We start from the raw sequence: 23,583 nt of genomic DNA, 5'->3' as shown, positions 1-23,583 counted from the left end.
TTATCGTTGCCACGGACAGTTGATGACATGAACAACCGCGCCCCGTACCGTGTCCTGGCCGCCGCGACCGCCCTGCTCGCCCTGGGCGCCGGGGCCGGCTGCTCCACCGGTGACTCCGCCGGCGCCGACCCCCAGCGAGTCGACGTGGTGGCCGCGTTCTACCCCCTCCAGTTCCTGGCCGAACGGATCGGCGGCGACGCGGTCCGGGTCACCAACCTGGCCAAGCCCGGCGCCGAGCCGCACGACCTGGAGCTCAACCCGAGCCAGGTCGGTCAGGTCAGCGACGCTGAGCTGATCGTCTACCTCAAGGGATTCCAGCCGGCCGTGGACGACGCCGTGGCCCAGAACGGCGGCGACCGGGCGTTCGACGTGACGAGCGTGCAGCCGCTGTTGGACGCGTCCGCCGGCGGGCACAACCACGAGGGCGAGGAGGAGGGGCACGCCGAGGAGGGCGGCGGCAAGGACCCGCACGTCTGGCTCGACCCGACCCGGCTGGCCGGCATCGGTGACCAGCTCGCCCAGCGGCTCGGCAAGGCCGACCCGGATAACGCCGCCGACTACACCGCCCGGGCGACTGCCCTGCGCGCCGACCTGACGACACTGGACGGCGAGTTCAAGCACGGTCTGGCGACCTGCCAGCGGCGGGAGATCGTGACCAGCCACGCCGCGTTCGGCTACCTCGCCGACCGCTACCAGCTCGACCAGGTCGGCATCACCGGGCTGAGCCCGGACGTCGAGCCCTCGCCGCAGCGCCTCGCGCACGTGATCGAGGAGGCCAAGGAGCACCAGGCCACCACGATCTTCTTCGAGACCCTGGTCAGCCCCAAGGTGGCCGAGACCATCGCCGGTCAGGTCGGCGCGAAGACCGCCGTGCTCGACCCGATCGAAGGGCTCGCCGCCGGCAGCAACGGGGACTACCTTTCGGTGATGCGCACCAACCTGCGGACCCTGCAGACGGCCTTGAGCTGCTCGTGACCTCACCTGTCATCACCGTCGAGCACGGGGTGGTCGGCTACGACGGCCGCCCCGTGCTCGGGGACATCTCGCTCACCGTGACCGCCGGCGAGGTGGTCGCGATCCTCGGCGCCAACGGCTCGGGCAAGTCCACCCTGATCCGCGCCGTGCTCGGGCTGGTGCCGATCAGCGCCGGCTCGGTCACCCTCTTCGACCGGCCGTTGCGCCGGTTCCGGCAGTGGGCACGCATCGGGTACGTCCCGCAACGCCTGGGCGCCGGCGGCGGCGTACCGGCGACCGTCCGGGAGGTGGTGGCCTCCGGCCGGCTGGCCCGTCGGGGGGTGCTTCGTCCGCCGGGCCGAGCCGACCGGGCCGCCGTCGACGCCGCGCTGGGCGCGGTCGGGCTCGCCGACCGGGCCGCTGACCCGGTGTCCACGCTCTCCGGCGGCCAGCAGCAGCGCACCCTGATCGCCCGCGCTCTGGCCGGCAAACCGGAGCTGCTGGTCCTCGACGAGCCCACCGCCGGGGTGGACGCGGCCAGCCAGGAGGCCTTCGCCGGCGCGCTGCGCGACTTCGTCGGCGACGGCGGAACGGTGCTGCTCGTCGCCCACGAGCTGGGCCCGCTGCGACCGGTGATCAGCCGGGCCGTCGTCGTCCACGAGGGTCGCATCGCCCACGACGGCGCGGTGCCGGACCCGGCGGGCCACCACGCGGAACCCGACCACGACCACGTGCACCCGCACTGCTACGACGAGCCCGCCGGGCTGTGGAGCAACTGACCCATGGAACTCTTCCAGTACCCCTACATGCAGCGCGCCCTGATCGGGGCGCTGATCATCGGGCTGGCCGCGCCGGCGCTCGGCATCTACCTGGTGCAGCGCCGGCTGGCGTTGATCGGCGACGGGGTGGGGCACGTGGCGCTGACCGGCGTCGGCGCGGGGTTGCTGCTCAACCGCTCGCCGGTGCTGGTCGCGGTGATCGCCGCCACCATCGGCGCGATCGCCATCGAGATCGTCCGGGCCCGTGGGCGTACCTCCGGTGATCTGGCTCTGGCTCTGCTCTTCTACGGCGGCATCGCGGGCGGCGTACTCCTGGTCGGCCTCTCCGACGCGACCAGCGCGAACCTCAACGCCTACCTGTTCGGGTCGCTGACCACCATCTCGCCGGCCGACCTGACCACCATCGCGGTGCTCGGCGCGGCGATCCTGGTCACGATGATCGCGTTGCGGCCGGCGCTCTTCGCGGTCAGCCACGACGAGGAGTACGCCCGGGTCTCCGGCCTGCCGGTCCGTACGCTGAACCTGCTGATCGCGGTCGCCACGGCGATCACCGTGACCATCGCCATGCGGGCCGTCGGCGTGCTGCTGATCAGCGCGTTGATGGTGGTGCCGGTCGCCACCGCCCAGCAGGTCACCCGGGGCTTCCGCAGCACGATGGCCGCCGCGATGGCGCTCGGGCTCTTCGCCGCCGGCTCGGGTGTCTGGGTGGCGGCCACGGCGGACACCGCGCCGGGCGCCTCGGTGGTGCTGGTGGCGATCGCCTCGTTCCTGGTGGTGGCCGTGGCCGGCGCGGTCTGGCGGGTCGTACGCCGTCGGAGGACGCCGGCCGCCGCACCGACGCCGGAACCTCACGAGGTCGTGCTGAGCTGATCCTGGTCGGCGCGACGTCGGTGGTATTGGTTACCGTTGCAGGATGACCAGCGCGACGGGCTACGACGGGTTCGACGGGGCCAGCGAACTGCTCCGCGCCCTGTCCGCTCCCATTCGGCTGGCCATCGTCAGCGAGCTGGCCGACGGCGAGCGGTGCGTGCACGAGTTGGTGGAGAAGCTCGGCGCGGCGCAACCACTGGTCTCCCAGCACCTGCGGGTGTTGCGCGGAGCGGGCGTGGTGCGCGGCTCCCGCCGAGGCCGGGAGATCGCCTACAGCCTGGTCGACGAGCACGTCGCGCACATCGTGGCGGACGCGGTCAGCCACGCCGGGGAGGGATCATGAGCGAGAGCAGCGCCGCGGTGCGCAACACCCGGCAGCGTTCGGCGGTGAGCGCGCTGCTGGGCGAGATGGAGGGCTTCCACAGCGCCCAGGACCTGCACGCGATGCTGCGGCAGCGCGGCGAGCGGGTCGGCCTGACCACCGTCTACCGCACCCTCCAGGGGCTCGCCGACGCCGGTGAGATCGACGTGATGCGTCCGCCGGGCGGCGAGCACCTCTACCGCCGGTGCAGCGAGGGGCACCACCACCACCTGGTCTGCCGGGTGTGCGGGCGTACGGTCGAGGTGGCCGGACCGGCCGTGGAGAGCTGGGCCGATCGGGTCGCCGCGCAGCACGGCTACGCCGACGTCAGCCACACCCTGGAGATCTTCGGCACCTGCCCGACCTGCCCACGCTGATCCGCCAGCCCGGTCGATCGCGATCCGGGCTCACATCACGGCTACACCGCGCGACACGTTCGTGGCACGCTGACCAGCGTGAAGATCTATGCCGATCGGTTTCCGACCGCCGCCCGTCAGTTGCTCACCGACCTGCTCGTCGTCGCCTGGGTGTACGCGGCGATCCGCGGCGCGCTGTGGCTGCACGACCTGGTGCAGAAGCTCGCCGTACCCGGACAGAAGCTGGAGGGCGCGGGCAGCGGCCTCGCCGACAACCTCGCCGACGCCGGCGGGAAGGTCCGCCGGGTGCCACTGGTCGGCGACGAGCTGACCGCCCCGTTCCGGCAGGCCGCCGACGCGGCCCGAGGGCTGGCCGACGCCGGCCGCGACCAGCAGCACCTGGTCGATCAGCTCGCCCTCGCCCTCGCCATCGCGGTGCTGATCTTCCCGCTCGGCATCGTGCTCCTCGGTTGGTTGCCGCTGCGGCTGCGGTGGATGCGCCGAGCCGGGTCGGCCGCGAAGCTGGCCGTCGGGCCGGCCGGCCGGGACCTGCTCGCCCTGCGCGCCCTGGCCACCCAGCCGCTGGGCAAACTGAGCCGGATCGGCCCGGACGTCGCCGAGGCGTGGCGGCGCGGCGACGACGCGACAGTCGACGCCCTGGCCGCCCTGGAGCTGCGCCAACTCGGTCTACGCGGCCGGGGCCGCTAAGGTCGTCGGGTGTTCTACTTCCTCGTCGTCATCGCCGTCCTGCTGCTCGGCTACGCCGCTGTCCTGGTCTCCTTCCTGCGCCGGGGCAAGAAGATCCCACCCGCGGCATACCTGGCCCTGGCCGGGCTCAACGGTCTGATCCTGGCGGGGGTGCTGGCCTGGGCAGTGGCCCGCTGACCGAAGCTCCCGACCCGCACCCCGGCCGACCTAGTGCGGGGTTTACGGCTTCGGCGGGATGCGGCGGCGGACATCCTCGGAGGTGGACGGACCGGGCGACCAGCGGGCCACCCAGGGCAGTTCCTCGGACGGGGTGAGCACGCCCTCCTCCAGGCTCGCGTAGCGGCCGGCGAGGATGCGCTTGGCGGCAGCGGTGTCGACCGAGTCGGTGTTGTCCCAGAGGCCGGCGAACAGGGCGTCCACCCGCACCCGCGCCTGCCGGCAGAACAGGTCGGCCAGCTCGATGTTCTCCGGGCGGCTGTCGCGCTCGGCGGAGGCCCGGACGCAGACCGCGGACATCGCGAACAACTCGGCGCCGATGTCCACCACCCGGCCGAGGAACGCCTGCTTACGCTCCATCTTTCCCTGCCAGCGGGACATCGCGTAGAACGTCGACCGGGCCAGCTTGCGCGACGACCGTTCCACCTGGCGCAGGTGCGCGGCGAGCGGGCCGAACTCGGCGTACGCCGAAGGGCTCTGCCCGCGGCCGACGGCGAGCGTGGGCAGCCACTTCGCGTAGAAGGCGCCCGCTCGCGCACCGGCTCGGGCCTTGCGGCCCAGCCCCGCGTCCGGGTCGATGATGTCGCCGGCCACCGACAGGTGGGCGTCGACCGCCTCCCGTGCGATCAGCAGGTGCATGATCTCGGTGGAACCCTCGAAGATCCGGTTGATCCGCAGGTCGCGCAGCATCTGCTCGACGGCGGCCGGGCGTTCGCCGCGGGCGGCCAGTGAGTCGGCCGTCTCGTAGCCGCGCCCACCGCGGATCTGGACCAGCTCGTCGGCGATCTTCCAGGCCATCTCGCTGGCGTACAGCTTGACCAGTGCCGCCTCGATCCGGATGTCGTTGCGGTCGTCGTCGGCGAGGAGGCAGCAGAGGTCGAGCATCGTCTCCATGCCGTACGTGGTGGCGGCGATGAAGGAGAGTTTCTGCGCGACCGCCTCGTGCTCGCCCACCGGCCGTCCCCACTGGACCCGGTCGGCGGCCCACCCTCGGGCCACGTTCAACGCCCACTTGCCGGCGCCCACGCACATGGCCGGCAGTGAGAGCCGGCCGGTGTTCAGAGTGGTCAGGGCGATCTTCAGCCCCTTGCCCTCTCCGCCGATGACGTTCTCGGCGGGGACGATCACGTCGTGGAACCGGGTCAGGCTGTTCTCCAGGCCGCGCAGGCCGATGAACTCGTTGCGCCGCTCGACGGTGATGCCGGGGCTGTCGCCGTCCACCACGAACGCGGTGATGCCGCCTCGACGTCCCTGCGTGGCCGGCACCCGCGCCATCACCACCAGCAGGGTGGCCACGATGCCGTTGGTGGCCCAGAGCTTCACCCCGTTGAGCCGGTAACCGGTGCCGTCCTCGGTGGGCTCCGCGATGGTGGCCAGCCGGGCCGGGTCGGAGCCGACGTCCGGCTCGGTGAGCAGGAAGGCGGACACCTCACCGGCGGCGAGCCGGGGCAGGAAGCGTTGTTTCTGCTCGGGGGTGCCGAACATCTTCAGTGGCTGCGGCACCCCGATCGACTGGTGCGCCGAGAGCAGCGCGCCGATGGCCGGGCTGACCGAGCCGGCCAGCATGAGCGCTCGGCAGTAGTGCAGGTTGCTCAGCCCGAGCCCGCCGTACTTCCGGTCGATCTTCATGCCGAACGCGCCGAGGTCGGCCAGGCCGTGGAACACCGAGTCGGGTATGGACGCGTCCCGCTCGATGGCCTCACCATCCACCTCGGAGGTCAGGAAGGCGCGGAACCGACCAAGGAACTCCTCCGCGCGAGCCACGTCGTCCGGGTCGGATCGGGGCCACGGGTCGATCAGGTCGAGCCGGAACCGGCCGAGGAACAGCTCCTTGCCGAAGCTGGGCCGGTCCCAGGTGGATTCGCGGGCGGCCTCGGCGACCTGCCGGGCTTCCTTCTCGGTGACCTGCCCGGCTTCGGCGGGCAGCGGCGCGGCGGCGCCGGCCGTGGTTTCGGAGTCGGGGCCGTCCGGTGCCGGTCGGCCGTTCTGCGTCGTGGTCACGGCTGCCCCCTCGAAGCTCGGTGCGGCTGCGTCGACGTGCGCGACTACCACCACGCTACCCCCGGTTGTTACCCAGGGGTAGCGCAGCGTGAAGATCGACGCGCTCAGCGGCCGATGGTCGTGTCCGGGTCGTCGTCATCGTCGTCGATGTCGTCCTCACCCCAGTTGCGCCGGGCGAACGGCAGCAGCATCCAGAAGGTGAGGAACCAGAGCCCGGTCAGGGCGCTGAGCAGGAAGGCGATCGGCCGGTCCAGCACGAAGTCGGTGATCAGCAGCACCGCGCTGACCATCGCGATCAGCATGAAGGCGAGCCCACCGGTCGCCATCCGGTGCGCGAAACGAACCAGCTCCGGTTTGCGCCCCTGCCGGAACAACGCCCGGTGGAACGCCACCGGCGAGATGATCATCGCGGTGGCGGCGGCCGCCGCCAGCAACGCCACGATGTAGACGTCGCGCTGGAACTCCGTGGTCTCGGTGAACCCGTTACTGAACGGCAGGGTGAGCAGGAAGGCGAAGAGAATCTGCACGCCGGTCTGGGCGACCCGCAACTCCTGCAGCAGGTCGGCGAAGTTGCGCTGCCAGCGCTGCTTCTCGGTCTCCTTGGACACGCGCTACCTCCGGTGAGACGCTACTGCCGGCGGTCCCGCCCGCCGGCAGCAACGCCAATGCCCCACCCGGCCGAGCGCGAAACAGGTTCACGACACCTGGCGTTCATCTCGGCGACGCATGTCGGCCGCCGGCGGCGTCAGGACCCGCGCCGGATCCGGCCCGCGTACCGCGCTTCCAACTCGTTGTTGTGCGCGTCGCCGTCGGGGATGTTCGCCGACAGGTAGACCGGGGGCCGCTCCCCCGCCGCCAGCAACCGCGCCACCACCTCCACTGTCACCTGCTGCGCCAGCAGCGCCGCGGTGATCGAGGAGACCGCGCCGACCGCGCCACCACCGGGCAGGGGCAGCGTCGCGTCGCCGTACGGCGCGCCGTTGTCGAGCACCACGTCGGCGATCTCGCTCAGCTTGCGCCCGGACGGGTGCCGGGAGGCCATCTGGCCGGAGTGCCGCGCCGAGGTGATGGCCACCAACCCGTGCCCGTGCTCCTTCACCAGCGTGGCGAACTCCACCATCGCGCCGTTGACCCCGGAGTTCGAGGCGAGCACGAAGACATCGGTGGGGCGCACCGGGGCCAGCTCGTAGAGGCGGTGCGCGACGGCCGGGTCCCGTTCCAGCAGTGGGCCCAGCCGGTCGGCCGGTTCACCGCCGAGCAGCACCAGGTCGCGGAGCGCGATCCGGTTGGTCGGCACCAGACCGCCCGCCCGTCCGGCGATCTCCATGGCGAGGGCCTCCGAGTGCCCGGTGCCGAACGCGTGCACCACGCCGTCGGCGCGGACGGCCTCGGCGATCAGGTCGGCGGCCCGCCCCACCGCCTCCCGCTGGGTGTCGGCCACCCGGCCGATCGTCTCGGTCACCACGGCCAGGTAGTCCTCGGCACTCACCGTCATACGTCCTCCGTCGTTCGATCGCGGGCCAGCCAGCCCGTTGCTGTCCACTGCTCAGGCCGTCCCGCCGGCTCGGGCCAGGATCGCCTCGGCGAGCGGGGCCGGCGCGGCGTCCGGGATCCAGTGACTCACCCCGGGCAGCTGCACGAAGCGGTAGTCGCCGGTGACGTTGGGCGCGCACGCCTCGGCGGCGGTCCGGCCGATGGCGACGTCCCGGTCACTCCAGACGTACGTGGTGGGCACCGCGACCGGGCCGACGCCGGCCAGGTCGGCGCGGGACATCGCCCGGTACCAGTTCAGCGCGGCCGTCAGCGCACCCGGCTCACGCATCGGGTCGGCGTACCGGTTCACCCGGGACGTGTCGCCCACCCCGCCGAGCAGCTTGCGCAGCGCGGTGGCGTGCCACGCCAGCAGGACCTTCTCCGCCTTGTCGGGCTTGCGGAACAGGGTGATGTACGACGAGCGGGCCTTCTGTTGGGCGTCGCTGCTCAGGGCGTGCGCCATGGCCGCCGGATGCGGTACGGACACGGCGGTCAGCGTGTGGACCCGCTCGGGGTGCCGGGCGGCAACCGCCCAGGCCACGATCGCGCCCCAGTCGTGGCCGACCAGGTGCACGGCGTCCAGACCGAGCGCGTCGAGCACCGCCACCACGTCGGTGACGAGTTCGGGGATCCGGTAGTCGGCCACCACCGTGGGCCGCGCGCCGGGCGAGTAACCGCGCTGGTCCAGCGCGTACGTGCGCAGTCCGCCCTCGTGCAGCGTCGGCACCACGTCGTCCCACTCGCCGCTGTGCTGCGGGAAACCGTGCAGCAGCAGGACGGGTACGCCGTCCGTCGGACCACCGACGGTCACCTCGAACGTGAAGCCTCGCGCGTCAACCCGCATGATCGGAAGCGTACCCAGCCGGCGGTCGGCCACTCGCTCCCGCAGGTCAGGCGGATGCCCTGCTGGGCCCGCGCCCCTGGTCGGTGTTAGCGTCAGCGAGACAACTTCATATCCGACAGGGGAGCGCACAGCGCTGAGAGTGCGGGCACGCCCGCAGACCCTCGAACCTGATCTGGGTAATGCCAGCGCAGGGAGTTCGGTCGACCTCCAGCCGCGCCGCAGTCCGGTGCCACCGGACGCGGCGTGCGTCTTCTCCTGGTTCGCACTCACGAACTGGGAGCACCACATGACATCCACCACCGACACACACCGTTGGCGCACCATCGACATCGTGGTCGCCTCGGTGATCGCGGTCGCCTTCGGCGTCATCTTCTGGGCCTGGGGCCTGGTCTGGAGCGCCACCGAGGGCGCGTTCGCCTTCTTCCCGCCGGCGCAGACGCTGCTCTACGGCGTCTGGCTGATGCCGGCGGTGATCGGTGGGCTGGTCATCCGCAAGCCCGGCGCCGCGCTCTACTGCGAGACCGTGGCCGCGGTCCTGTCCGCGCTGCTGGGCAGCCAGTGGGCCGGCACGGTCATTCCGCAGGGCATCGTGCAGGGCATCGGTGCCGAGCTGGCGTTCGCCGCCTTCCGGTACCGGTCGTTCCGCCTGCCGACCGCGGTGTTCGCGGGCGCCCTGACCGGCCTCAGCGCGGCGCTGTTCGACTTCTTCGTCTGGAACGTCGACTACGCGCTGACCGACTACCGCATCCCGTACGCGCTGCTCACCATCGTCAGCGCCACGGTGATCGCCGGCCTGGGCGGCTGGCTGCTCACCCAGGCCCTGGCCAACACCGGCGTCCTGGACCGCTTCCCGGCCGGCCGCAACCGAGCCCTGATCTGACCCCCACCACCTCGCGTCGATCATGAGGTTGACGGGCGGACGGATCTCCACATCCACCGTCAACCTCATGATCGACCGTGCAGGGTGGAGCGGGGGCGCGCGGCTGGAGGGGGTGGTTTGGTGGGCGGGGTACTGCTGCGGGGGTTCGGGTGGCGGCACGCTGGGCGGCGCGCCTGGGCCGTGCGGGGAGTTGACCTGCGGATTGAGGCTGGGGAGCGAGTTCTGCTTCTCGGGCCGTCCGGGGCCGGCAAGAGCACCTTGCTCAGCGCATTGGCGGGGCTGCTGCCGGAGGACTCGGGCGAGCAGGAGGGCACCGTCGAGATCGACGGGCTCGACCCCCGCAAGGGGCGGGAGCGGGTCGGCCTCGTCTTCCAGGACCCGGAGACCCAACTGGTGATGGCGCGCTGCGGCGACGACGTCGCGTTCGGGCTGGAGAACCGGGGCGTACCGGCCGACGAGATCTGGCCCCGGGTCGACGAGGCGCTGCACCGGGTCGGCTTCCCGTACTCCCGGGACCGCCACACCGCCGCGCTCTCCGGCGGCGAGCAGCAACGCCTCGCGCTGGCCGGCGCGCTGGCCCTGCGCCCCGCTCTGCTGCTGCTCGACGAGCCGACGGCCAACCTCGACCCGGCCGGGGCCGAGCTGGTCCGGCACGCGGTGGCCGGCGCGCTGGACGCCGACACCACGCTGATCCTGGTCGAGCACCGGGTCGCCGAGGCACTGCCACTTGTCGACCGGGTGGTCGTCCTGGAACCGGGTGGCGGCGTCCGCGCGGACGGCCCGCCCGAGGCGGTCTTCGCCGCCCACGGCGCCGCCCTGGCCGCCGAGGGGGTCTGGGTGCCCGGTCACCCCATCGCGCCCCGACCGGTCACCGCCGGGCCCGGGGAGCTGTTGCTCACCGCCGACCGGCTCGGCCTGCCGCCCCGGCTGGGCCTTACCGACCTGGCGGTACGCGCCGGTGAGGCACTCGCCGTACGCGGACCCAACGGTGCCGGCAAGTCCACGCTGGCGTTGCTGCTCGGCGGTCTGCTCCGGCCGGGCATCGGGCAGGTCACCGCGACCGCCGAGTTGGCCGGCGCGGACCACCGCACTCCCCCGCACCGGTGGCGGGCACCCGCGCTGGCCCGACGCATCGGGTCGGTCTTCCAGGACCCGGAGCACCAGTTCGTCACCAGCACCGTCTTCGACGAGCTAGCGCTGGGCCCGCGCCGCACCGGTCAACCCGAGGCCGCGGTCAAGGAGACCGTGGCCGGGCTGCTGGAACGGCTACGGCTGGCCCGACTCGCCGCCGCCAACCCGTACACCCTCTCGGGTGGTGAGGCGCGGCGGCTGAGCGTGGCGACCGCCCTCGCCACCGCGCCACGCCTGCTGATCTGCGACGAACCCACCTTCGGTCAGGACCGGCGAACCTGGCGGGAGCTGGTAGACCTCTTCGCCGACCTGCGCGACGCCGGGCACGCCGTGGTCACCGTCACCCACGACGCGGACTTCGTCAGCGCGCTCGCCGACCGCAGCGTCACCCTGCACCGAACCCCGGACGACCACCGATGATCAGCATCGAGCCGGTCGCCGCGCCGAATGCGCCGCTGGCCCGCCGCAACCCGGTGGCGAAGGTCGCCGCCGCACTGCTCTTCTCGTTCACCCTGCTGGCGACCCTGGACCCGGTGGCCCCGGCGATCGCCATCGCCCTCGAACTGGCCGTCCTGCCGCTGTTCGGCATCCGCTACCGGGTGCTGGCCCGGCGGGCCCTGCCGCTGCTGCTCAGCGCCATCGGCATCCTGGTCACCCTGGTACTGTTCGCCGCCGACCGGTCCGGCCGGGTCCTGCTGGACGTGGGACCGGTGCTGGTGAGCACCGGCGTCCTGCTCACCGCGCTCGGCCTGGTGCTGCGGGTGTTCGCGGTCGCCCTGCCCGGTGTGATCGTCTTCGCGACCACCGACCCCACCGACCTGGCCGACGCGTTGATCCAGAACGCGAAGGCGCCGGCCCGGTTCGCCATCGGTGCGCTGGCCGCGTTCCGGCTGGTGCCGCTGCTCGGTCAGGAGTGGCAGATGATCAGCATGGCGCGACGCGCCCGGGGCGTCGACGCGGGACGCAACCCGGTGGCGAAGCTGCGACTCTTCGCCTCCACCGCGTTCGCGCTGCTGGTCGGGGCCATCCGCCGCGGCACCCGACTGGCGGTGGCGATGGACGCGCGCGGCTTCGACGCCGGCACACCCCGTACCGTCGCCCGCCAGCAGCACTTCACCCGCGCCGATGTCCTCCTCATCGCCGGAGCTGCCGTACTCGCCGCGGCCGCCCTGACCACGAGCGTCGTCCTGGGCACCTTCCGCCCCCTCATCAGCTGAGACCCGCGCCACGCGCCCGCCCCCTCACCGCCGTCTGCTACCCGCCGGCCCGCGGCCCGCCGTCTGCCGACAAGCAGCCCGCCGTCTCCCGGCAAGCAGCCCGCCACCAGCCGCCCATTGCCGACAGCGAGCCGCCCCCTGCCCGCCGACCCGCCGACCCGGTGCTCACCGCCCGCTGCCGGCGGCCCGCCGACCCTTGCCCGCTGCCCCTTGCCCGCAGGCAAGATCCGCACAACATCAGGGATGTAGTGGCCTCCATCGCCAGCGAAGCCACTACATCCCTGATGTTGTTGTCACCGCCCGGAACGCCCACGCGCATCCCCCGCCGATCTTGCGAATTCTGTCGTCGATTCGTCTATTTATGCCGGTTATGCGAGGACAGAAAGTGCAAGATCGCGGGGCGGGGCGGGGCGGGGCGGGCGGGCCGGGTGGGGCGCGTGGGCGGCGCGGGTGGGGTGGGGCGGTGGGAGTGGGTGGGGGGTCAGCTTCGGCGGAAGGCGTAGCGGCGGGCCTGGCCGGCCTGCTGGCTGCGGCCGCCGCCGGAGCGGTTGCCGCCGCCCTGTGGCGGCCCGGCCGTCGGTGCTTTCGGTCGGCCGCTCGGCTTCGGTAGATCACTAACGGCGGGCGCGTCGACGACCGCCGGCACATCGACCACTGCCGGCACCTCGTCCGGCAGCGCCACCTCGTCCAGTGCGGCCGGCAACGTCGACTCAGCCCGCAGCGCCACCTCCACCAGGGCGGCCGGCAGCGCCGACTCCACCAATGCCGCCGGCAGCGCCGACTCCACCAGCACAGCCGGCAGCGCCGACTCCACTAGGGCGGCCGGCAGCGCCGGCTCCACCGCTGCCACCGGCAGCACCGGCCCAGCCCGTAGCGCCGGCTCCACGAGCGGCGCCGGCAGGGCTGGTTCGACCGCGAGGTCGAGGGCCGGGATGGTGGTTGGCAGCGGGCCGCGGCCGGCCGCCGGGTCGACGCCGAGCGGCGTCGCTTCGGGGGTACGGGTCTTCTTCGGGTTACGCCTGGCAGGCATCCGGGTCTCCTTCAATGCCGACCGGCACGGCCGGTCCCGCGTTGCGGCGGTCGGTCGGATCGGCTGGTGACCGTCGTTGCGCGACGGTCGAGTGGGGAAGGGACTGCTCACCGGGCCAGGCAGGGCCATCGCCGCCGAACGGCGGGGAGGGGATGCGGGACGCCCGGGAGCGCACGGACCGCGACGCGGGACGGCGGGCCGGCTCGGAAGTGGGGCGTCAGTTACGCATGTTCGTACCGTAGCCACCGCCCGACCGACGCGCATCCGGTTTTACTGGCACGATCGGCAGATGCTGATCGCGTTCTCGATCACCCCGCTCGGCGGTGACGACTCCGTGGGTGACCTGGTCGCCGAGGCGGTGCGGGTGGTTCGTGCGTCCGGGCTGCCCAACCGGACCGATGCCATGTTCACCACCGTCGAGGGCGAGTGGGACGAGGTGATGGCGGTGGTGAAGCAGGCGGTCGACGTGGTCGCCGCGCGGGCGCCCCGGGTGAGTGTGGTGCTCAAGGCCGATGTCCGGCCCGGGGTCACCGACGCGCTGACCGGGAAGATCGCCCGAATCGAAGCCCGTCTCGTCGAAGGCTGACGCGTGCGGCGCGAAATGACGACACGTTTCCCGGCGCGAGGCTCACCGACCAGCGCCGAGAGGCCCAGCCGCCAGGGGCAACGTCCACATCACGTGCAGTAACGGGACGTCGATCACTGGTCCGTATCGGCTCACATCACGGTAAGTTTCCAAGCGCTGATAGTGGTGTGACGAGAGGTGGCGGCACGAATGGCTGATCAGGCGAGGGCACAGATCGGTGTGACCGGGCTGGCGGTGATGGGTCGCAATGTGGCCCGCAACCTGGCCCGCAACGGCTTCACGGTGGCAGTGCACAACCGCTCGCCGGAGCGCACCCGCAGCCTGGTTGCCGAGCACGGCGACGAGGGCACGTTCCTGCCGGGCGAGACGATGGCCGATTTCGTGGCGTCACTGGAACGACCCCGCGCGGTCATCGTGATGGTGAAGGCCGGCGCGCCTACCGACGCGGTGATCGACGAGTTGGTGCCGCTGCTCGACGAGGGCGACATCATCGTCGACTGTGGCAACGCCCACTTCGCCGACACCCGTCGCCGTGAGGAGGCGCTGCGGGCCCAGGGGTTGCACTTCAGCGGCACCGGCGTCTCCGGCGGCGAGGAGGGCGCGCTGCGCGGGCCGAGCATCATGCCGGGCGGCTCCGCCGAGTCGTACGCGAAGCTCGGGCCGATGTTCGAGAAGATCGCCGCTCAGGTGGACGGCGTGCCGTGCTGCATGCACGTCGGGCCGGACGGTGCCGGGCACTTCGTCAAGATGGTGCACAACGGCATCGAGTACGCCGACATGCAGCTCATCGCGGAGGCGTACGACCTGCTTCGGGCCGGCCTGGACGCGACGCCGGCGGAGATCGCGGAGATCTTCCGGGAGTGGAACAACGGCGAGCTGGAGTCGTTCCTCATCGAGATCACCGCCGACGTGCTCGCGCACACCGACGCGGCGACCGGCCGGTCGTTCGTGGACATTGTGCAGGACCGGGCGGAGCAGAAGGGCACCGGTCGGTGGACCGTGCAGAGTGCCCTGGACCTGGGCATCCCGATCACCGGGATCGCCGAGGCGACCTTCGCCCGTTCGCTCTCCGGGCACGTCGACCAGCGCGAGGCGGCCCGCCGGGCGTTCCCCGACGCGGGTGAGAAGTGGCAGGTGACCGACCGGGAGACCTTCGTCGAGGACGTCCGCCGGGCGCTGCTCGCCTCCAAGATCGTCGCGTACGCGCAGGGCTTCGACCACATCCGCGCGGGCAGCCAGGAATACAACTGGGACATCGACCTTGGCGGCACCGCGACGATCTGGCGGGGCGGCTGCATCATCCGGGCCCGCTTCCTCAACCGGATCCGTGAGGCGTACGACGAGCAGCCCGACCTGCCGACGCTGCTGGTGGCGCCGTACTTCGCCGAGGCGGTCAGCGCTGGCGTGCCGAGCTGGCGGCGGGTGGTGGCCGACGCGACCCGGGCCGGCGTGCCGACGCCCGCGTTCTCGTCGTCGCTGGCGTACTTCGACGCGTTGCGCGCGGAGCGGCTGCCCGCGGCGCTGATCCAGGGTCTGCGGGACAACTTCGGCGCGCACACCTACCAGCGGGTGGACCGCGAGGGTTCGTTCCACACCACCTGGGCCGCCGACCGCACCGAGTCGCCGGCGTAGTCGCGCCGCACCACCGCACCACCGCATGATCGTGCTCGATCCTTGATGTAGTGGCCTTCCCGAGGTGGGAGGCCACTACATCCATGTTCGAGCGTGATCTGGGGAGACGGCAGGTGCGAACCGGTAGCGGTCAGGCGACCGTGGCGTGCATCTCCCAGACGAGGATCTCGGCGGGTTCGTCGGCGCTCACCCGCCGGCCGCCGGTCATGGTGAGCCGGGCGGCGTCACCGCTGCCGAGCGGACCACTGCCCTCCAGGGTCACGGTGCCGTTGGGCACGTAGAGGTGCACGTAGGGCGCGTCCGGAATGGTGACCTCGTCGCCGGGGGCGAGACGGGCGGCGTGCAGGGTCGCGTACCGGTTGCGGATCCGGATCGCGGACGCGCCGTCGTAGCGGTCCATCCCGGACGCGATCGGCACCAGGCCCCCGCGGAGCAGCTCGTCCTCGATCTCCAACTGCTCGTAGCCGGGGTCTACGCCCTGCTCGTCGGGGAGCACCCACATCTGCACGAAGTGCACCGGGTCGGTGTGCGGCTCCTGGTTGTTGAGCCGCCAGGCGTCGTTCTTCTCCGAGTGCAGGATGCCGGTGCCGGCGCTCATCCGCTGGGCCAGACCCGGGTAGATCACCCCGGAGTGCCCGGTGGAGTCCTGGTGCACCAGGGAACCGCGCAGCACCCAGGTCACGATCTCCATGTCCTGGTGCGGGTGCGTCTCGAAGCCGGCGCCCGGTCGGACCACGTCGTCGTTGTTGACCAGCAGCAGGCCATGGTGGGTGTTGGCCGGGTCGTAGTGCCGGGAGAACGAGAAGGAGTGCTTGGAGTCCAGCCAGGAGATCCGGGTGGCGAAGCGATCATCGGCACGGCGGATGTCGACGGCGGGCGCCGGTGCGGTCACCAGGCACGCTGCCCGGCGTCAGGGGCGGACGGCGCCCAGGTCAGGGCCGGCTCGCCGCTGGCCAGTTCGGCGATCTCACCGGTGCGCAGCTGGGGCGTGTGGCCGAATTCGGCGCAGTGCTGCTCGGCGATCTCGGCGCAGATCTCGGCTACCTGCTCGCAGATCGGGTCGCCCAGGTCGGCGGCGTTCAACGCCATGATCATCTTGAAGCGGAGATCCCGCATCTGGCCCCCAACCGCCGTCGTCCCACCACCTCCGGACCCTACCCGGCGCTCCTGCACGGCACCCCGAAACAGCCGCACGGGGCACAGATGGGGTGGCGCCGCCCGCACGGGGGTGCGGGCGGCGCCGGGGACGGGTGGGGACGGTCAGAAGAAGCGGCGGCGCTTGGCCTTCTGCGGACGGATCAGGTCCGCGCCCTTGGTCAGCAGCCGAGTCGCCCCGGAGGGACCACGCCGGGCCTCCAGGGTGTGGCTGAGTCGGCGGGCACCGGCCGCGGCCAGCGGCACCGCGACCGCCATCACCGCCCACTGGGCAATGCGCTTCTGGATCATGTGGGTTCACCTCCGTCAGTGGCTTCTGACGTCTCTGATACCCAGAGTGACGTGCGGGTAAGCGCGTCGGCTCAGATAACCGGGGCGACCGGGTTGGGCAGCGCGCCGCCGAAGCGTCGGTCCCGCTGGGCGTAGAGCTCGCACGCGTACCAGAGGTGGCGGCGGTCGAAGTCGGGCCAGAGCGTGTCCAGGAAGACCAACTCGGCGTACGCGGTCTGCCAGAGCAGGAAGTTGGAGATCCGTTCCTCACCGGAAGGGCGCAGGAACAGGTCGACCTCCGGGATCTCCGGGTGGTAGAGGTACTTCGCCACGGTCTTCTCGGTGACCTTCGCCGGATCCAGTCGGCCGGCCGCCACGTCCCGTGCGATCGCCGCGGCGGCGTCACCGATCTCGGCCTGCCCGCCGTAGTTGACGCAGAACTGCAGAGTCAGCGTCGAGTTGTCGCGGGACATCTCCTCGGCGGTCTGCAACTCGGTGATGACGCTCTTCCACAGCCGACCGGGTCGGCCCGACCACACCACCCGTACGCCCAGGTCGACCAGTTGGTCACGGCGGCGACGGATCACGTCCCGGTTGAACCCCATCAGGAACCGGACCTCGTCGGGCGAACGCCGCCAGTTCTCGGTGGAGAACGCATACGCCGACAGGTACGGGATGCCCATCTCGATGGCGCCCTCGATGGTGTCGAAAAGGCTGTGCTCCCCCGCCGCGTGCCCCTTGGTGCGGGGCAGCCCGCGGTCCTTGGCCCAGCGGCCGTTGCCGTCCATCACCACCGCCACGTGCTGGGGCACCGCGTCGGTGGGCAGCGCCGGCGGTCGGGCCCCGGACGGGTGTGGCACCGGCGGGGTCGGCTCGCGCCGGTCGGCCTTCTTCGATCGGATCACTCGGTCACTCCCTGTTCGCGCCGTCCGCCCCGGCCTCGACGTCGCCGCGTGGCCGGAGCACCACGGCCCCGGTGCCTTCCGGCGGAGGGGCCGTGCCGGCCGCCGAGGAACCCCGGTCGACCAGCGGCAGCGAGCGTAGCGCGCGCTCCAGGTGCCACTGCAGGTGAGCCGCGACCAACCCACTGCACTCCCGACGTACGGCGGCGTCGGTGGCGTCGGCGATCACCCAGTCGCCGGAGGTCAGCGCGGACATCAGATCGATGGTGGCCGGGGCGGGATGAGCCGCCCCGGGGGGCCGACAGTCCGGACAGACCGCGCCGCCGGCCGGAACCGAGAACGCCCGGTGCCGCCCGGGCGTGCCGCAGACCGCGCAGGCGACCAGCGCCGGCGCCCAGCCGGCCAGGGACATCCCGCGCAGCAGGTACGCGTCGAGCACCAGGGTGGTGGCGTGCTCGCCCCGGGACAGCGCCTTCAGCGCGCCGATGGTGAGCTGGAACAGCCGCAGCGACGGCTCCCGCTCCACCGGGGTCAGCCGCTCGGCGGTCTCGGCGATCGCGCTGGCCGCCGTGTAGCGCGGATAGTCGCCCAGGAACCGTTTGCCGTACAGGTCGATGCCCTCGACCTGACTCACGGTGTGCAGTGAACTGCCGTGGTTGCCCTTCGGGTCGCCGGCGAGCTGGAGGTCGACGTGGCCGAACGGCTCCAGCCGGGCACCGAACTTGCTGGTGGTGCGGCGGATCCCTCTCGCCACCGCGCGTAGCCGGCCGTGCCGGCGGGTGAGCAGGGTGATGATCCGGTCGGACTCGCCGAGTTTCTGCACACGCAGCACCACCGCGTCGTCGCGGTAGAGCTGTCGGCGATACCCGGCCATCGGGCCATTCTCCCTCGGGGTGCGAAATCAGGGTTGGTTCGGGGTGCAAGCGCGGTTGAACCCCGATGCGGCGGCCTCGTGCCCGGCCGTAGCGTGCTGGCCATGGCCCTGCACCTGACCACCCCCGCCCGCCGTCGGCGCGTCGCCGCTCCCGTCGCGCTGGGGCTCACCACCACCCTCATCGTGCTCGCCGGGTGCGACAACCTGTCGTTCCGCCGGCTCGACTACGACAACACCGAGGCGGCCCGGATCACCACGGTCCGAGTCTCCGGGGGTTCGGGCGACGTGGTGGTCCGCGGCACCGGCACCGCGTCCGAGGTGCGGATCAAGCGAGTGGTTCGCTACCAGGGCGGCGAACCGGACAACACCCGCTACGAGATCAAGGGCAGCGAGTTGGTGCTGGACACCAACTGTGGCTCGCGATGCAGCATCTCCTACGAGGTGACGGTGCCGGAGGGTGTGGCGGTGCGGGGCGAGACCAGCTCCGGCAACGTCGAGCTGAGCCGGGTCGGCACCGTGGAGCTACAGGTCAGCTCGGGCGACGTGCGGATCTCCGGTGCGTCGGGCGCGGTCGGCGTGGAGGCCCAGTCGGGCAACATCGAGGTGAGCGAGGCCGCCGCGGCGGTACGGCTGCGCGCCTCGTCGGGCGACATCACCGCACGCCGGCTGGGCGGCACTGTCGACGCCGAGGCCAGCTCGGGCAATGTCAACGTGGAGCTGGACAAGCCCGCCTCGGCCCGGGTCCACGCGTCCAGCGGTGACGTCACGCTGGTGGTGCCGCAGGGCAGCTACCGGGTCCGGTCCAACGCCGACTCCGGCGACGAGACCGTCACCGTCGCGGACAACCCGGCCGCGTCCCTGGTGCTCGACGGTTCGGCCAACAGCGGCAACCTCACGATCAGCGAGCGTTGATCTCGACGTCGGCCGCCTCCCCGGCCGTCCGCTGGGCCGGCACCACCGCTCGTGCGTCGGTCGCCCCGGCTTCGGCGCCCGGCCGGGCTGCCGGCTCGGCGGACGGCCCCGGGCCACCGGGGATCAGCTCCGGACGGCGGCGGGCCGCGACGTCCTCTACCCAGCCGACGGCCAGGGTGACCAGCCCGACCAGGGCGAAGACCAGCAGCACCCGGATGGCCAGGCCCACCGGGTCCTGGTGGGACCAGCCCACCACGTCGACCAGTGGAGTGAGCGCCACCACGAACGGCATGTGCCAGAGGTAGACGGTGAGCGCCCGCCGGTTGAGCACCGTCACCGCCCGGTCGGCCGGTCGGCTCCGGCTCAGCCAGGCCACCCCGGCCGGCGCCCGGCCCAGCACGATCAGGATGAACGCGGCCGACCAGAGGGCGTTGCCCAGGGGGTTGTCGTTCAGGTCGTACCCACGCGGACCGGGATGCTCGACGATCCAGGCGCCGCCGGCGACGGCGAGGGCGAGCGCCACCGGGTAGAGCAGCCGGCCGGAGAGTCGGCGCAGCATCCCGGCGTGGTGGGCGAAGCCGAGCAGCCACGCGCCGAAATAGAGCCCGAAGTCGCGCAGCACCGGCGGTGCCGGGTAGATCCCCACCTCGATGGTCACCAGCAGGAGGTACGGGGTGAGCAGTGTCATCAGCGGGGCACGCCGGAACAGCCAGAACGCGATCGGCGAGGCGAGCACGAACCAGAGGTAGTCGCGCAGATACCAGATGGTGCTCAGCGCCAGCGCGCCCCAGTGGTTGGCCGGCGGGTCGGCGATCGGGAACAGCCACAGCAACACCCGAGGGCTCAGCGACAAACCGCTGAACAGCATGGCCGGCACGAAGACCACCGCGAGCACCCACAGCGACGGCAGCAGCCGACGCAGCCGATGCCCGACCGCCGCCGGGCCGACCCGGGTCAGCGACGCGGCCATCAGCGAGCCTGCCAGCGCGAACATCACCGACATGGCGGGGAAGACGAGGGTGAGGGTCGCCCATCCGGTGACGTGGTAGACGACCACTCGAATGATGGCCAGGGCACGGAGGAGGTCGAGGTACCTGTTGCGCATCAGCCTGCATCTCGGTCGGGGACGCGGGGCACGACTCTCCTACCCTGCGTGGCGCCCGTACCAAACGACCGCTGTCCCGCCGGTCGGGCACCGACGACGAGGTGGGTCAGAAGCCCAGCTTGCGCAGTTGCCTCGGGTCGCGCTGCCAGTCCTTCGCGACCCGCACGTGCAGGTCGAGGTAGACCCGACCGCCGAGCAGCTCCTCGATCTGCTTGCGGGCGGTGGTGCCGACCTCCTTGAGCCGACTCGCCTTGTGCCCGAGCACGATGGCCTTCTGGCTGGGCCGCTCCACGTACAGGTCGGCGTAGATCTTCATGACCTGCCCCTCGGGGATCATCTCCTCCACCACCACGGCGATGGAGTGCGGCAGCTCGTCGCGGACCCCCTCCAGGGCGGCCTCCCGGATCAGCTCGGCGACCAGCACCTGCTCGGGATCGTCGGTGAGCATGTCGTCCGGGTAGAGCTGCGGCGACGGCGGCAGGTACTTGGTCATCACGTCGACGAGGGTGTCCACCTGGTGCCCGGACACCGCGCTCACCGGCACGATCTCGGCGAACTCCCCCATCTTGCTGACCGCCAGCAACTGCTCCGCCAGTTGACGCTTGTCCACCAGGTCGGTCTTGGTGACCACCGCCAGCACAGTCGCCTTCAACTCGGCCAGCTCGCCGGTGATGAACTTGTCGCCGCGCCCGACCGGCTCGTTCGCCGGGATGCAGAGGCCGATCACGTCGACCTCGGTCCAGGTGGACCGGACCAAGTCGTTGAGACGTTCGCCGAGCAGCGTACGGGGGCGGTGCAGGCCCGGCGTGTCGACGAGGACCAGCTGCGACTCCGGTCGGTGCAGCACCGCCCGGATGACGTGCCGGGTGGTCTGCGGCTTGTTGGAGGTGATGGCGATCTTGGTGCCGACGATGGCGTTGGTCAACGTCGACTTGCCGGCGTTGGGGCGACCGACGAAACAGCCGAACCCTGCCCGGTACGGACGCGCCTGCGGATCCTGCACCGGGCTCACTGGGTCACCGTGCCGAGGACCGTGCCGTCCGGAGCGGCCACGTGGACCGGCGCGTCCGCCGCGAGGTCTCGTACCGCCGCGTGCCCGGCACCGTCCAGCGTCGACGCCTCGGTCACCACCACCGCCGCCTCCAACCGACTCGCCCCGGCCGCCACGGCCGACGCCACCGCCAGCTGCAACGCGGTGAGCGTCAGCGACGGCAGCGCGACGCTGGCCGCCGCGTACGTCCGGCCGTCCTGGTCGCGGACCGCGGCGCCCTCAACGGCACCGACCCGCGCGCGGGCTCCCCGGGCCAGGACGACGAGCTTGCCGTCCTCGGCGCTCAGCGCGCCCGACGCGGTGGGGGTGGGCCGGGCGGCAGGCGCGGCAGGGGTGTCAGGCATCGGCGGATTGCCTCTCGTCGTCTCGATGGTTGTCCGTGTCGTCCCCGGGGCCGGCGTGCTCGCCGCGCCCCGCGGTGTCCTGCTCGTCGCCCGGCTCCACCCGACTGACCAGGACGGTGTCGATCCGGTTGCGCCGGCCGGTGGTGCCCTCGGCGACCAGGCGGAGACCGGCGACCTCGACCTCGGCCCCCGGGATCGGCACCCGCCCCAGCGACTGGGCGAGCAGGCCGCCGACCGTCTCCACCTCGTCGGTGGGCAGGTCGGTGTCGAACAACTCGCCGAGATTCTCCACCGGTAGGCGAGCGGTCACCCGCACCGAGGAGTCCGCCAGGCGTTCGACGGGCGGGCGCTCAACATCGTACTCGTCGGTGATCTCACCGACGATCTCCTCGAGGATGTCCTCGATGGTGACCAGACCGCCGGTGCCGCCGTACTCGTCGACCACGATGACCAGGTGGTTGCGGGCCGCCTGCATCTCGGACAGCAGGTCGTCGACCGGCTTGGACTCCGGTACGAAGGTCGCCGGGCGCATCAGCTCGGCCACCGGCAACTGCTCGGCCCTCGGGTCCCCGCCGCGGGAGCGCCGGATCAGGTCCTTGAGGTAGAGCACCCCCAGCACGTCGTCGACGCTCTCGCCGATCACCGGGATGCGGGAGAACCCGGAGCGGAGGAAGAGCACCAGCGCCTGCGCGAGCGTCTTGCCCTCCTCGATCCACACCATCTCGGTACGCGGCACCATCACCTCACGGGCGATGGTGTCGCCGAGCGCGAAGACGGAGTGGATCATCTGGCGTTCGCCGTGCTCGACGACGCCGCGCTGCTCGGCCAGGTCGACCAGCTCCCGCAGCTCCACCTGGGTGGCGAACGGACCTTCCCGGAAGCCGCGCCCCGGGGTGACCGCGTTGCCGATCAGGATCAGCAGCGACGCGAGCGGGTTGAGCGCCCGGCCCAGCCAGCGGACCAGCGGTGCCACCGCACGACCCACGGCGTAGGCGTGCTGCCGGCCGATGGTGCGCGGGGCGACGCCCACCACCACGAAGCTGACCACTGTCATCGCGCCGGCGGTCACCAGCGCGGCCCGCCAGCCGGCGCCGAAGCTGTCCACCGCCACGAGCGCCACCAGTGTGGTGGCGGTCAGCTCGGCGAGCAGCCGCAACAGCAGGAGCAGGTTGAGGTGCCGGACGACGTCGCCGGCCACGACCTGGAGGGTACGGGCGCCGCGCACGCCGTCGCGGGCCAGCTCGGCGGCTCGGGCCGGTGAGACCGCGGCGAGGGCCGCCTCGGTCATCGCGATCAGGCCGGCCAGCACCACCAGACCGGCGGCGAAGACGATCAGCTGAAGGTCGGGGAGGCCGGCGGTGGCGCCGGCCGCGAGTAACGGAGGAGTGGACATCACTGGGTGCGGGTCGACCGCCAGCTCGCCAGCAGCCGAGCCTGGAGCGCGAACATCTCCCGCTCCTCCTCCGGCTCGGCGTGGTCGTAACCGAGCAGGTGCAGCACACCGTGCACGGTGAGCAGGTGCAGCTCGTCGGCCGGCGCGTGCCCGGCGGTCGCCGCCTGCTTGGCCGCCACCTCCGGGCAGAGCACGATGTCGCCGAGCAGGGCGGGCTCGCCGCCGGCCGGTGCGGACTCACCCGGGCCGTGGTCGACGCTGCCCTCGTCCATGGGGAAGGCGAGCACGTCGGTCGGGCCGTCGCCACCCATCCAGCGGTGGTTCAGCTCGGTCATGTAGTCGATGTCGACCAGCAGCACTGACAGCTCGGCGAGGGGGTTGACCCCCATCTCGTCGAGGGCGTGCCGGGCGACGGCGAGCACGGCGTCGGTGTCGACGTCGACACCGGACTCGTTGGCGATCTCGATGGACAACTGCTT

The 23,583-nt window shown here is 72.0% G+C and carries 28 protein-coding genes and 1 riboswitch; of the genes, 13 read left to right on the top strand and 15 right to left on the bottom strand.

The window, feature by feature from the left end; genetic code table 11:
* The first annotated feature begins 27 nt into the window (after nt 1-27).
* The 7 genes from ACZ6NZ_RS29755 to ACZ6NZ_RS29725 all read left to right on the top strand — a co-directional run bounded on the left by ACZ6NZ_RS29755 (nt 28) and on the right by ACZ6NZ_RS29725 (nt 4,205).
* Nucleotides 28-975 (top strand): metal ABC transporter substrate-binding protein, encoded by a 948-nt coding sequence (locus ACZ6NZ_RS29755; RefSeq protein WP_465861194.1) that lies wholly within the window; start codon nt 28-30, stop codon nt 973-975.
* Nucleotides 972-1,733 carry a metal ABC transporter ATP-binding protein gene (locus ACZ6NZ_RS29750; RefSeq protein WP_465861193.1) on the top strand — a complete coding sequence of 254 codons (762 nt, stop codon included), beginning with the start codon at nt 972-974 and terminating at the stop codon, nt 1,731-1,733. Before ACZ6NZ_RS29755 ends, ACZ6NZ_RS29750 begins: the two co-directional genes overlap by 4 nt.
* A 3-nt stretch (nt 1,734-1,736) precedes the next feature.
* Entirely contained in the window at nt 1,737-2,603 is an 867-nt protein-coding gene (locus ACZ6NZ_RS29745; RefSeq protein ID WP_465861192.1) for a metal ABC transporter permease, read from the top strand.
* Between the two features lie 43 nt (nt 2,604-2,646).
* Nucleotides 2,647-2,946: an ArsR/SmtB family transcription factor gene (locus tag ACZ6NZ_RS29740; protein ID WP_088988100.1), complete on the top strand. Its 300-nt coding sequence runs from the start codon at nt 2,647-2,649 to the stop codon at nt 2,944-2,946.
* Nucleotides 2,943-3,341, top strand: coding sequence for a Fur family transcriptional regulator (locus tag ACZ6NZ_RS29735; protein ID WP_091409697.1), 399 nt, complete (start codon nt 2,943-2,945; stop codon nt 3,339-3,341). The genes ACZ6NZ_RS29740 and ACZ6NZ_RS29735 overlap by 4 nt, the downstream gene beginning before the upstream one ends.
* 78 nt (nt 3,342-3,419) lie before the next feature.
* Nucleotides 3,420-4,028 (top strand): hypothetical protein, encoded by a 609-nt coding sequence (locus ACZ6NZ_RS29730; RefSeq protein WP_366611965.1) that lies wholly within the window; start codon nt 3,420-3,422, stop codon nt 4,026-4,028.
* A gap of 9 nt (nt 4,029-4,037) precedes the next feature.
* Nucleotides 4,038-4,205: a hypothetical protein gene (locus ACZ6NZ_RS29725; protein ID WP_355009250.1), complete on the top strand. Its 168-nt coding sequence runs from the start codon at nt 4,038-4,040 to the stop codon at nt 4,203-4,205.
* Between the two features lie 42 nt (nt 4,206-4,247).
* Here ACZ6NZ_RS29725 and ACZ6NZ_RS29720 read toward each other — a convergent pair whose 3' ends face one another.
* The 4 genes from ACZ6NZ_RS29720 to ACZ6NZ_RS29705 form a co-directional block, all read right to left on the bottom strand.
* A complete protein-coding gene (locus tag ACZ6NZ_RS29720) occupies nt 4,248-6,245 on the bottom strand; it encodes an acyl-CoA dehydrogenase family protein (protein ID WP_465861191.1) in 1,998 nt (665 codons plus the stop codon).
* A 104-nt stretch (nt 6,246-6,349) separates the two neighbouring features.
* Nucleotides 6,350-6,853, bottom strand: a complete 504-nt coding sequence (locus ACZ6NZ_RS29715; RefSeq protein ID WP_366611962.1) for a DUF6328 family protein — start codon at nt 6,851-6,853, stop codon at nt 6,350-6,352.
* Nucleotides 6,854-6,990: 137 nt separating this feature from the next.
* Complete coding sequence (locus ACZ6NZ_RS29710) at nt 6,991-7,740, bottom strand: sugar isomerase domain-containing protein (RefSeq protein WP_465861190.1); 750 nt, start codon at nt 7,738-7,740, stop codon at nt 6,991-6,993.
* A gap of 51 nt (nt 7,741-7,791) precedes the next feature.
* Nucleotides 7,792-8,622, bottom strand: coding sequence for an alpha/beta fold hydrolase (locus ACZ6NZ_RS29705; protein WP_465861189.1), 831 nt, complete (start codon nt 8,620-8,622; stop codon nt 7,792-7,794).
* Nucleotides 8,623-8,729: 107 nt separating this feature from the next.
* Nucleotides 8,730-8,834, top strand: a riboswitch (TPP riboswitch).
* Between the two features lie 74 nt (nt 8,835-8,908).
* Between ACZ6NZ_RS29705 and ACZ6NZ_RS29700 the strand changes: the two genes are divergently transcribed.
* From ACZ6NZ_RS29700 to ACZ6NZ_RS29690, 3 genes are all read left to right on the top strand, one after another.
* A complete protein-coding gene (locus ACZ6NZ_RS29700) occupies nt 8,909-9,502 on the top strand; it encodes an ECF transporter S component (protein WP_366611957.1) in 594 nt (197 codons plus the stop codon).
* Between the two features lie 120 nt (nt 9,503-9,622).
* The gene (locus ACZ6NZ_RS29695) at nt 9,623-11,053 is read left to right on the top strand and encodes an ABC transporter ATP-binding protein (protein WP_465861188.1); all 1,431 of its coding nucleotides are present in this window, start codon (nt 9,623-9,625) and stop codon (nt 11,051-11,053) included.
* Nucleotides 11,050-11,850 (top strand): energy-coupling factor transporter transmembrane component T family protein, encoded by an 801-nt coding sequence (locus ACZ6NZ_RS29690; RefSeq protein ID WP_465861187.1) that lies wholly within the window; start codon nt 11,050-11,052, stop codon nt 11,848-11,850. The genes ACZ6NZ_RS29695 and ACZ6NZ_RS29690 overlap by 4 nt, the downstream gene beginning before the upstream one ends.
* Nucleotides 11,851-12,331: 481 nt before the next feature.
* Here the strand turns inward: ACZ6NZ_RS29690 and ACZ6NZ_RS29685 are convergent, their stop codons facing one another.
* Entirely contained in the window at nt 12,332-12,880 is a 549-nt protein-coding gene (locus tag ACZ6NZ_RS29685; protein ID WP_465861186.1) for a hypothetical protein, read from the bottom strand.
* Nucleotides 12,881-13,169: 289 nt separating this feature from the next.
* On the opposite strand from ACZ6NZ_RS29685, the gene ACZ6NZ_RS29680 reads away from it, so the two are divergent.
* Both ACZ6NZ_RS29680 and gndA read left to right on the top strand, forming a co-directional pair.
* Nucleotides 13,170-13,466, top strand: coding sequence for a thiamine-binding protein (locus ACZ6NZ_RS29680; protein WP_465861185.1), 297 nt, complete (start codon nt 13,170-13,172; stop codon nt 13,464-13,466).
* 189 nt (nt 13,467-13,655) lie between these two features.
* Nucleotides 13,656-15,098: an NADP-dependent phosphogluconate dehydrogenase gene (gene gndA / locus ACZ6NZ_RS29675; protein WP_357207810.1), complete on the top strand. Its 1,443-nt coding sequence runs from the start codon at nt 13,656-13,658 to the stop codon at nt 15,096-15,098.
* A 130-nt stretch (nt 15,099-15,228) separates the two neighbouring features.
* On the opposite strand, the gene ACZ6NZ_RS29670 is transcribed toward gndA, so the two are convergent.
* From ACZ6NZ_RS29670 to recO, 5 genes are all read right to left on the bottom strand, one after another.
* The gene (locus ACZ6NZ_RS29670; protein ID WP_366611953.1) at nt 15,229-15,990 is read right to left on the bottom strand and encodes a pirin family protein; all 762 of its coding nucleotides are present in this window, start codon (nt 15,988-15,990) and stop codon (nt 15,229-15,231) included.
* Nucleotides 15,987-16,214: a thioredoxin reductase gene (locus ACZ6NZ_RS29665; protein WP_465861184.1), complete on the bottom strand. Its 228-nt coding sequence runs from the start codon at nt 16,212-16,214 to the stop codon at nt 15,987-15,989. The genes ACZ6NZ_RS29670 and ACZ6NZ_RS29665 overlap by 4 nt, the downstream gene beginning before the upstream one ends.
* A 144-nt stretch (nt 16,215-16,358) precedes the next feature.
* Nucleotides 16,359-16,544 (bottom strand): hypothetical protein, encoded by a 186-nt coding sequence (locus ACZ6NZ_RS29660; protein ID WP_030491795.1) that lies wholly within the window; start codon nt 16,542-16,544, stop codon nt 16,359-16,361.
* A 71-nt stretch (nt 16,545-16,615) separates the two neighbouring features.
* Nucleotides 16,616-17,428 carry an isoprenyl transferase gene (locus tag ACZ6NZ_RS29655; RefSeq protein WP_465861183.1) on the bottom strand — a complete coding sequence of 271 codons (813 nt, stop codon included), beginning with the start codon at nt 17,426-17,428 and terminating at the stop codon, nt 16,616-16,618.
* A 4-nt stretch (nt 17,429-17,432) separates the two neighbouring features.
* The gene (recO, locus tag ACZ6NZ_RS29650) at nt 17,433-18,299 is read right to left on the bottom strand and encodes a DNA repair protein RecO (RefSeq protein WP_091409749.1); all 867 of its coding nucleotides are present in this window, start codon (nt 18,297-18,299) and stop codon (nt 17,433-17,435) included.
* A gap of 102 nt (nt 18,300-18,401) precedes the next feature.
* On the opposite strand from recO, the gene ACZ6NZ_RS29645 reads away from it, so the two are divergent.
* Nucleotides 18,402-19,211: a DUF4097 family beta strand repeat-containing protein gene (locus ACZ6NZ_RS29645; protein WP_465861182.1), complete on the top strand. Its 810-nt coding sequence runs from the start codon at nt 18,402-18,404 to the stop codon at nt 19,209-19,211.
* Here the strand turns inward: ACZ6NZ_RS29645 and ACZ6NZ_RS29640 are convergent.
* The 5 genes from ACZ6NZ_RS29640 to ybeY form a co-directional block, all read right to left on the bottom strand.
* A complete protein-coding gene (locus tag ACZ6NZ_RS29640) occupies nt 19,198-20,316 on the bottom strand; it encodes an acyltransferase family protein (protein WP_465861181.1) in 1,119 nt (372 codons plus the stop codon). The two genes, ACZ6NZ_RS29645 and ACZ6NZ_RS29640, sit on opposite strands and share 14 nt — an antisense overlap.
* Before the next feature lie 106 nt (nt 20,317-20,422).
* Nucleotides 20,423-21,319 carry a GTPase Era gene (era, locus tag ACZ6NZ_RS29635; protein ID WP_396791605.1) on the bottom strand — a complete coding sequence of 299 codons (897 nt, stop codon included), beginning with the start codon at nt 21,317-21,319 and terminating at the stop codon, nt 20,423-20,425.
* 5 nt (nt 21,320-21,324) lie between these two features.
* Nucleotides 21,325-21,711: a cytidine deaminase gene (locus ACZ6NZ_RS29630; protein ID WP_112619633.1), complete on the bottom strand. Its 387-nt coding sequence runs from the start codon at nt 21,709-21,711 to the stop codon at nt 21,325-21,327.
* Nucleotides 21,704-23,128, bottom strand: coding sequence for a hemolysin family protein (locus tag ACZ6NZ_RS29625; protein WP_465861355.1), 1,425 nt, complete (start codon nt 23,126-23,128; stop codon nt 21,704-21,706). The genes ACZ6NZ_RS29630 and ACZ6NZ_RS29625 overlap by 8 nt, the downstream gene beginning before the upstream one ends.
* Nucleotides 23,104-23,577, bottom strand: a complete 474-nt coding sequence (gene ybeY / locus ACZ6NZ_RS29620; RefSeq protein WP_030491788.1) for an rRNA maturation RNase YbeY — start codon at nt 23,575-23,577, stop codon at nt 23,104-23,106. The genes ACZ6NZ_RS29625 and ybeY overlap by 25 nt, the downstream gene beginning before the upstream one ends.
* Between the last annotated feature and the right edge of the window lie 6 nt (nt 23,578-23,583).

The sequence above is a fragment of the Micromonospora sp. NPDC047756 genome (assembly GCF_055587245.1).
This window is presented reverse-complemented; position numbering and strand designations above follow the sequence as displayed.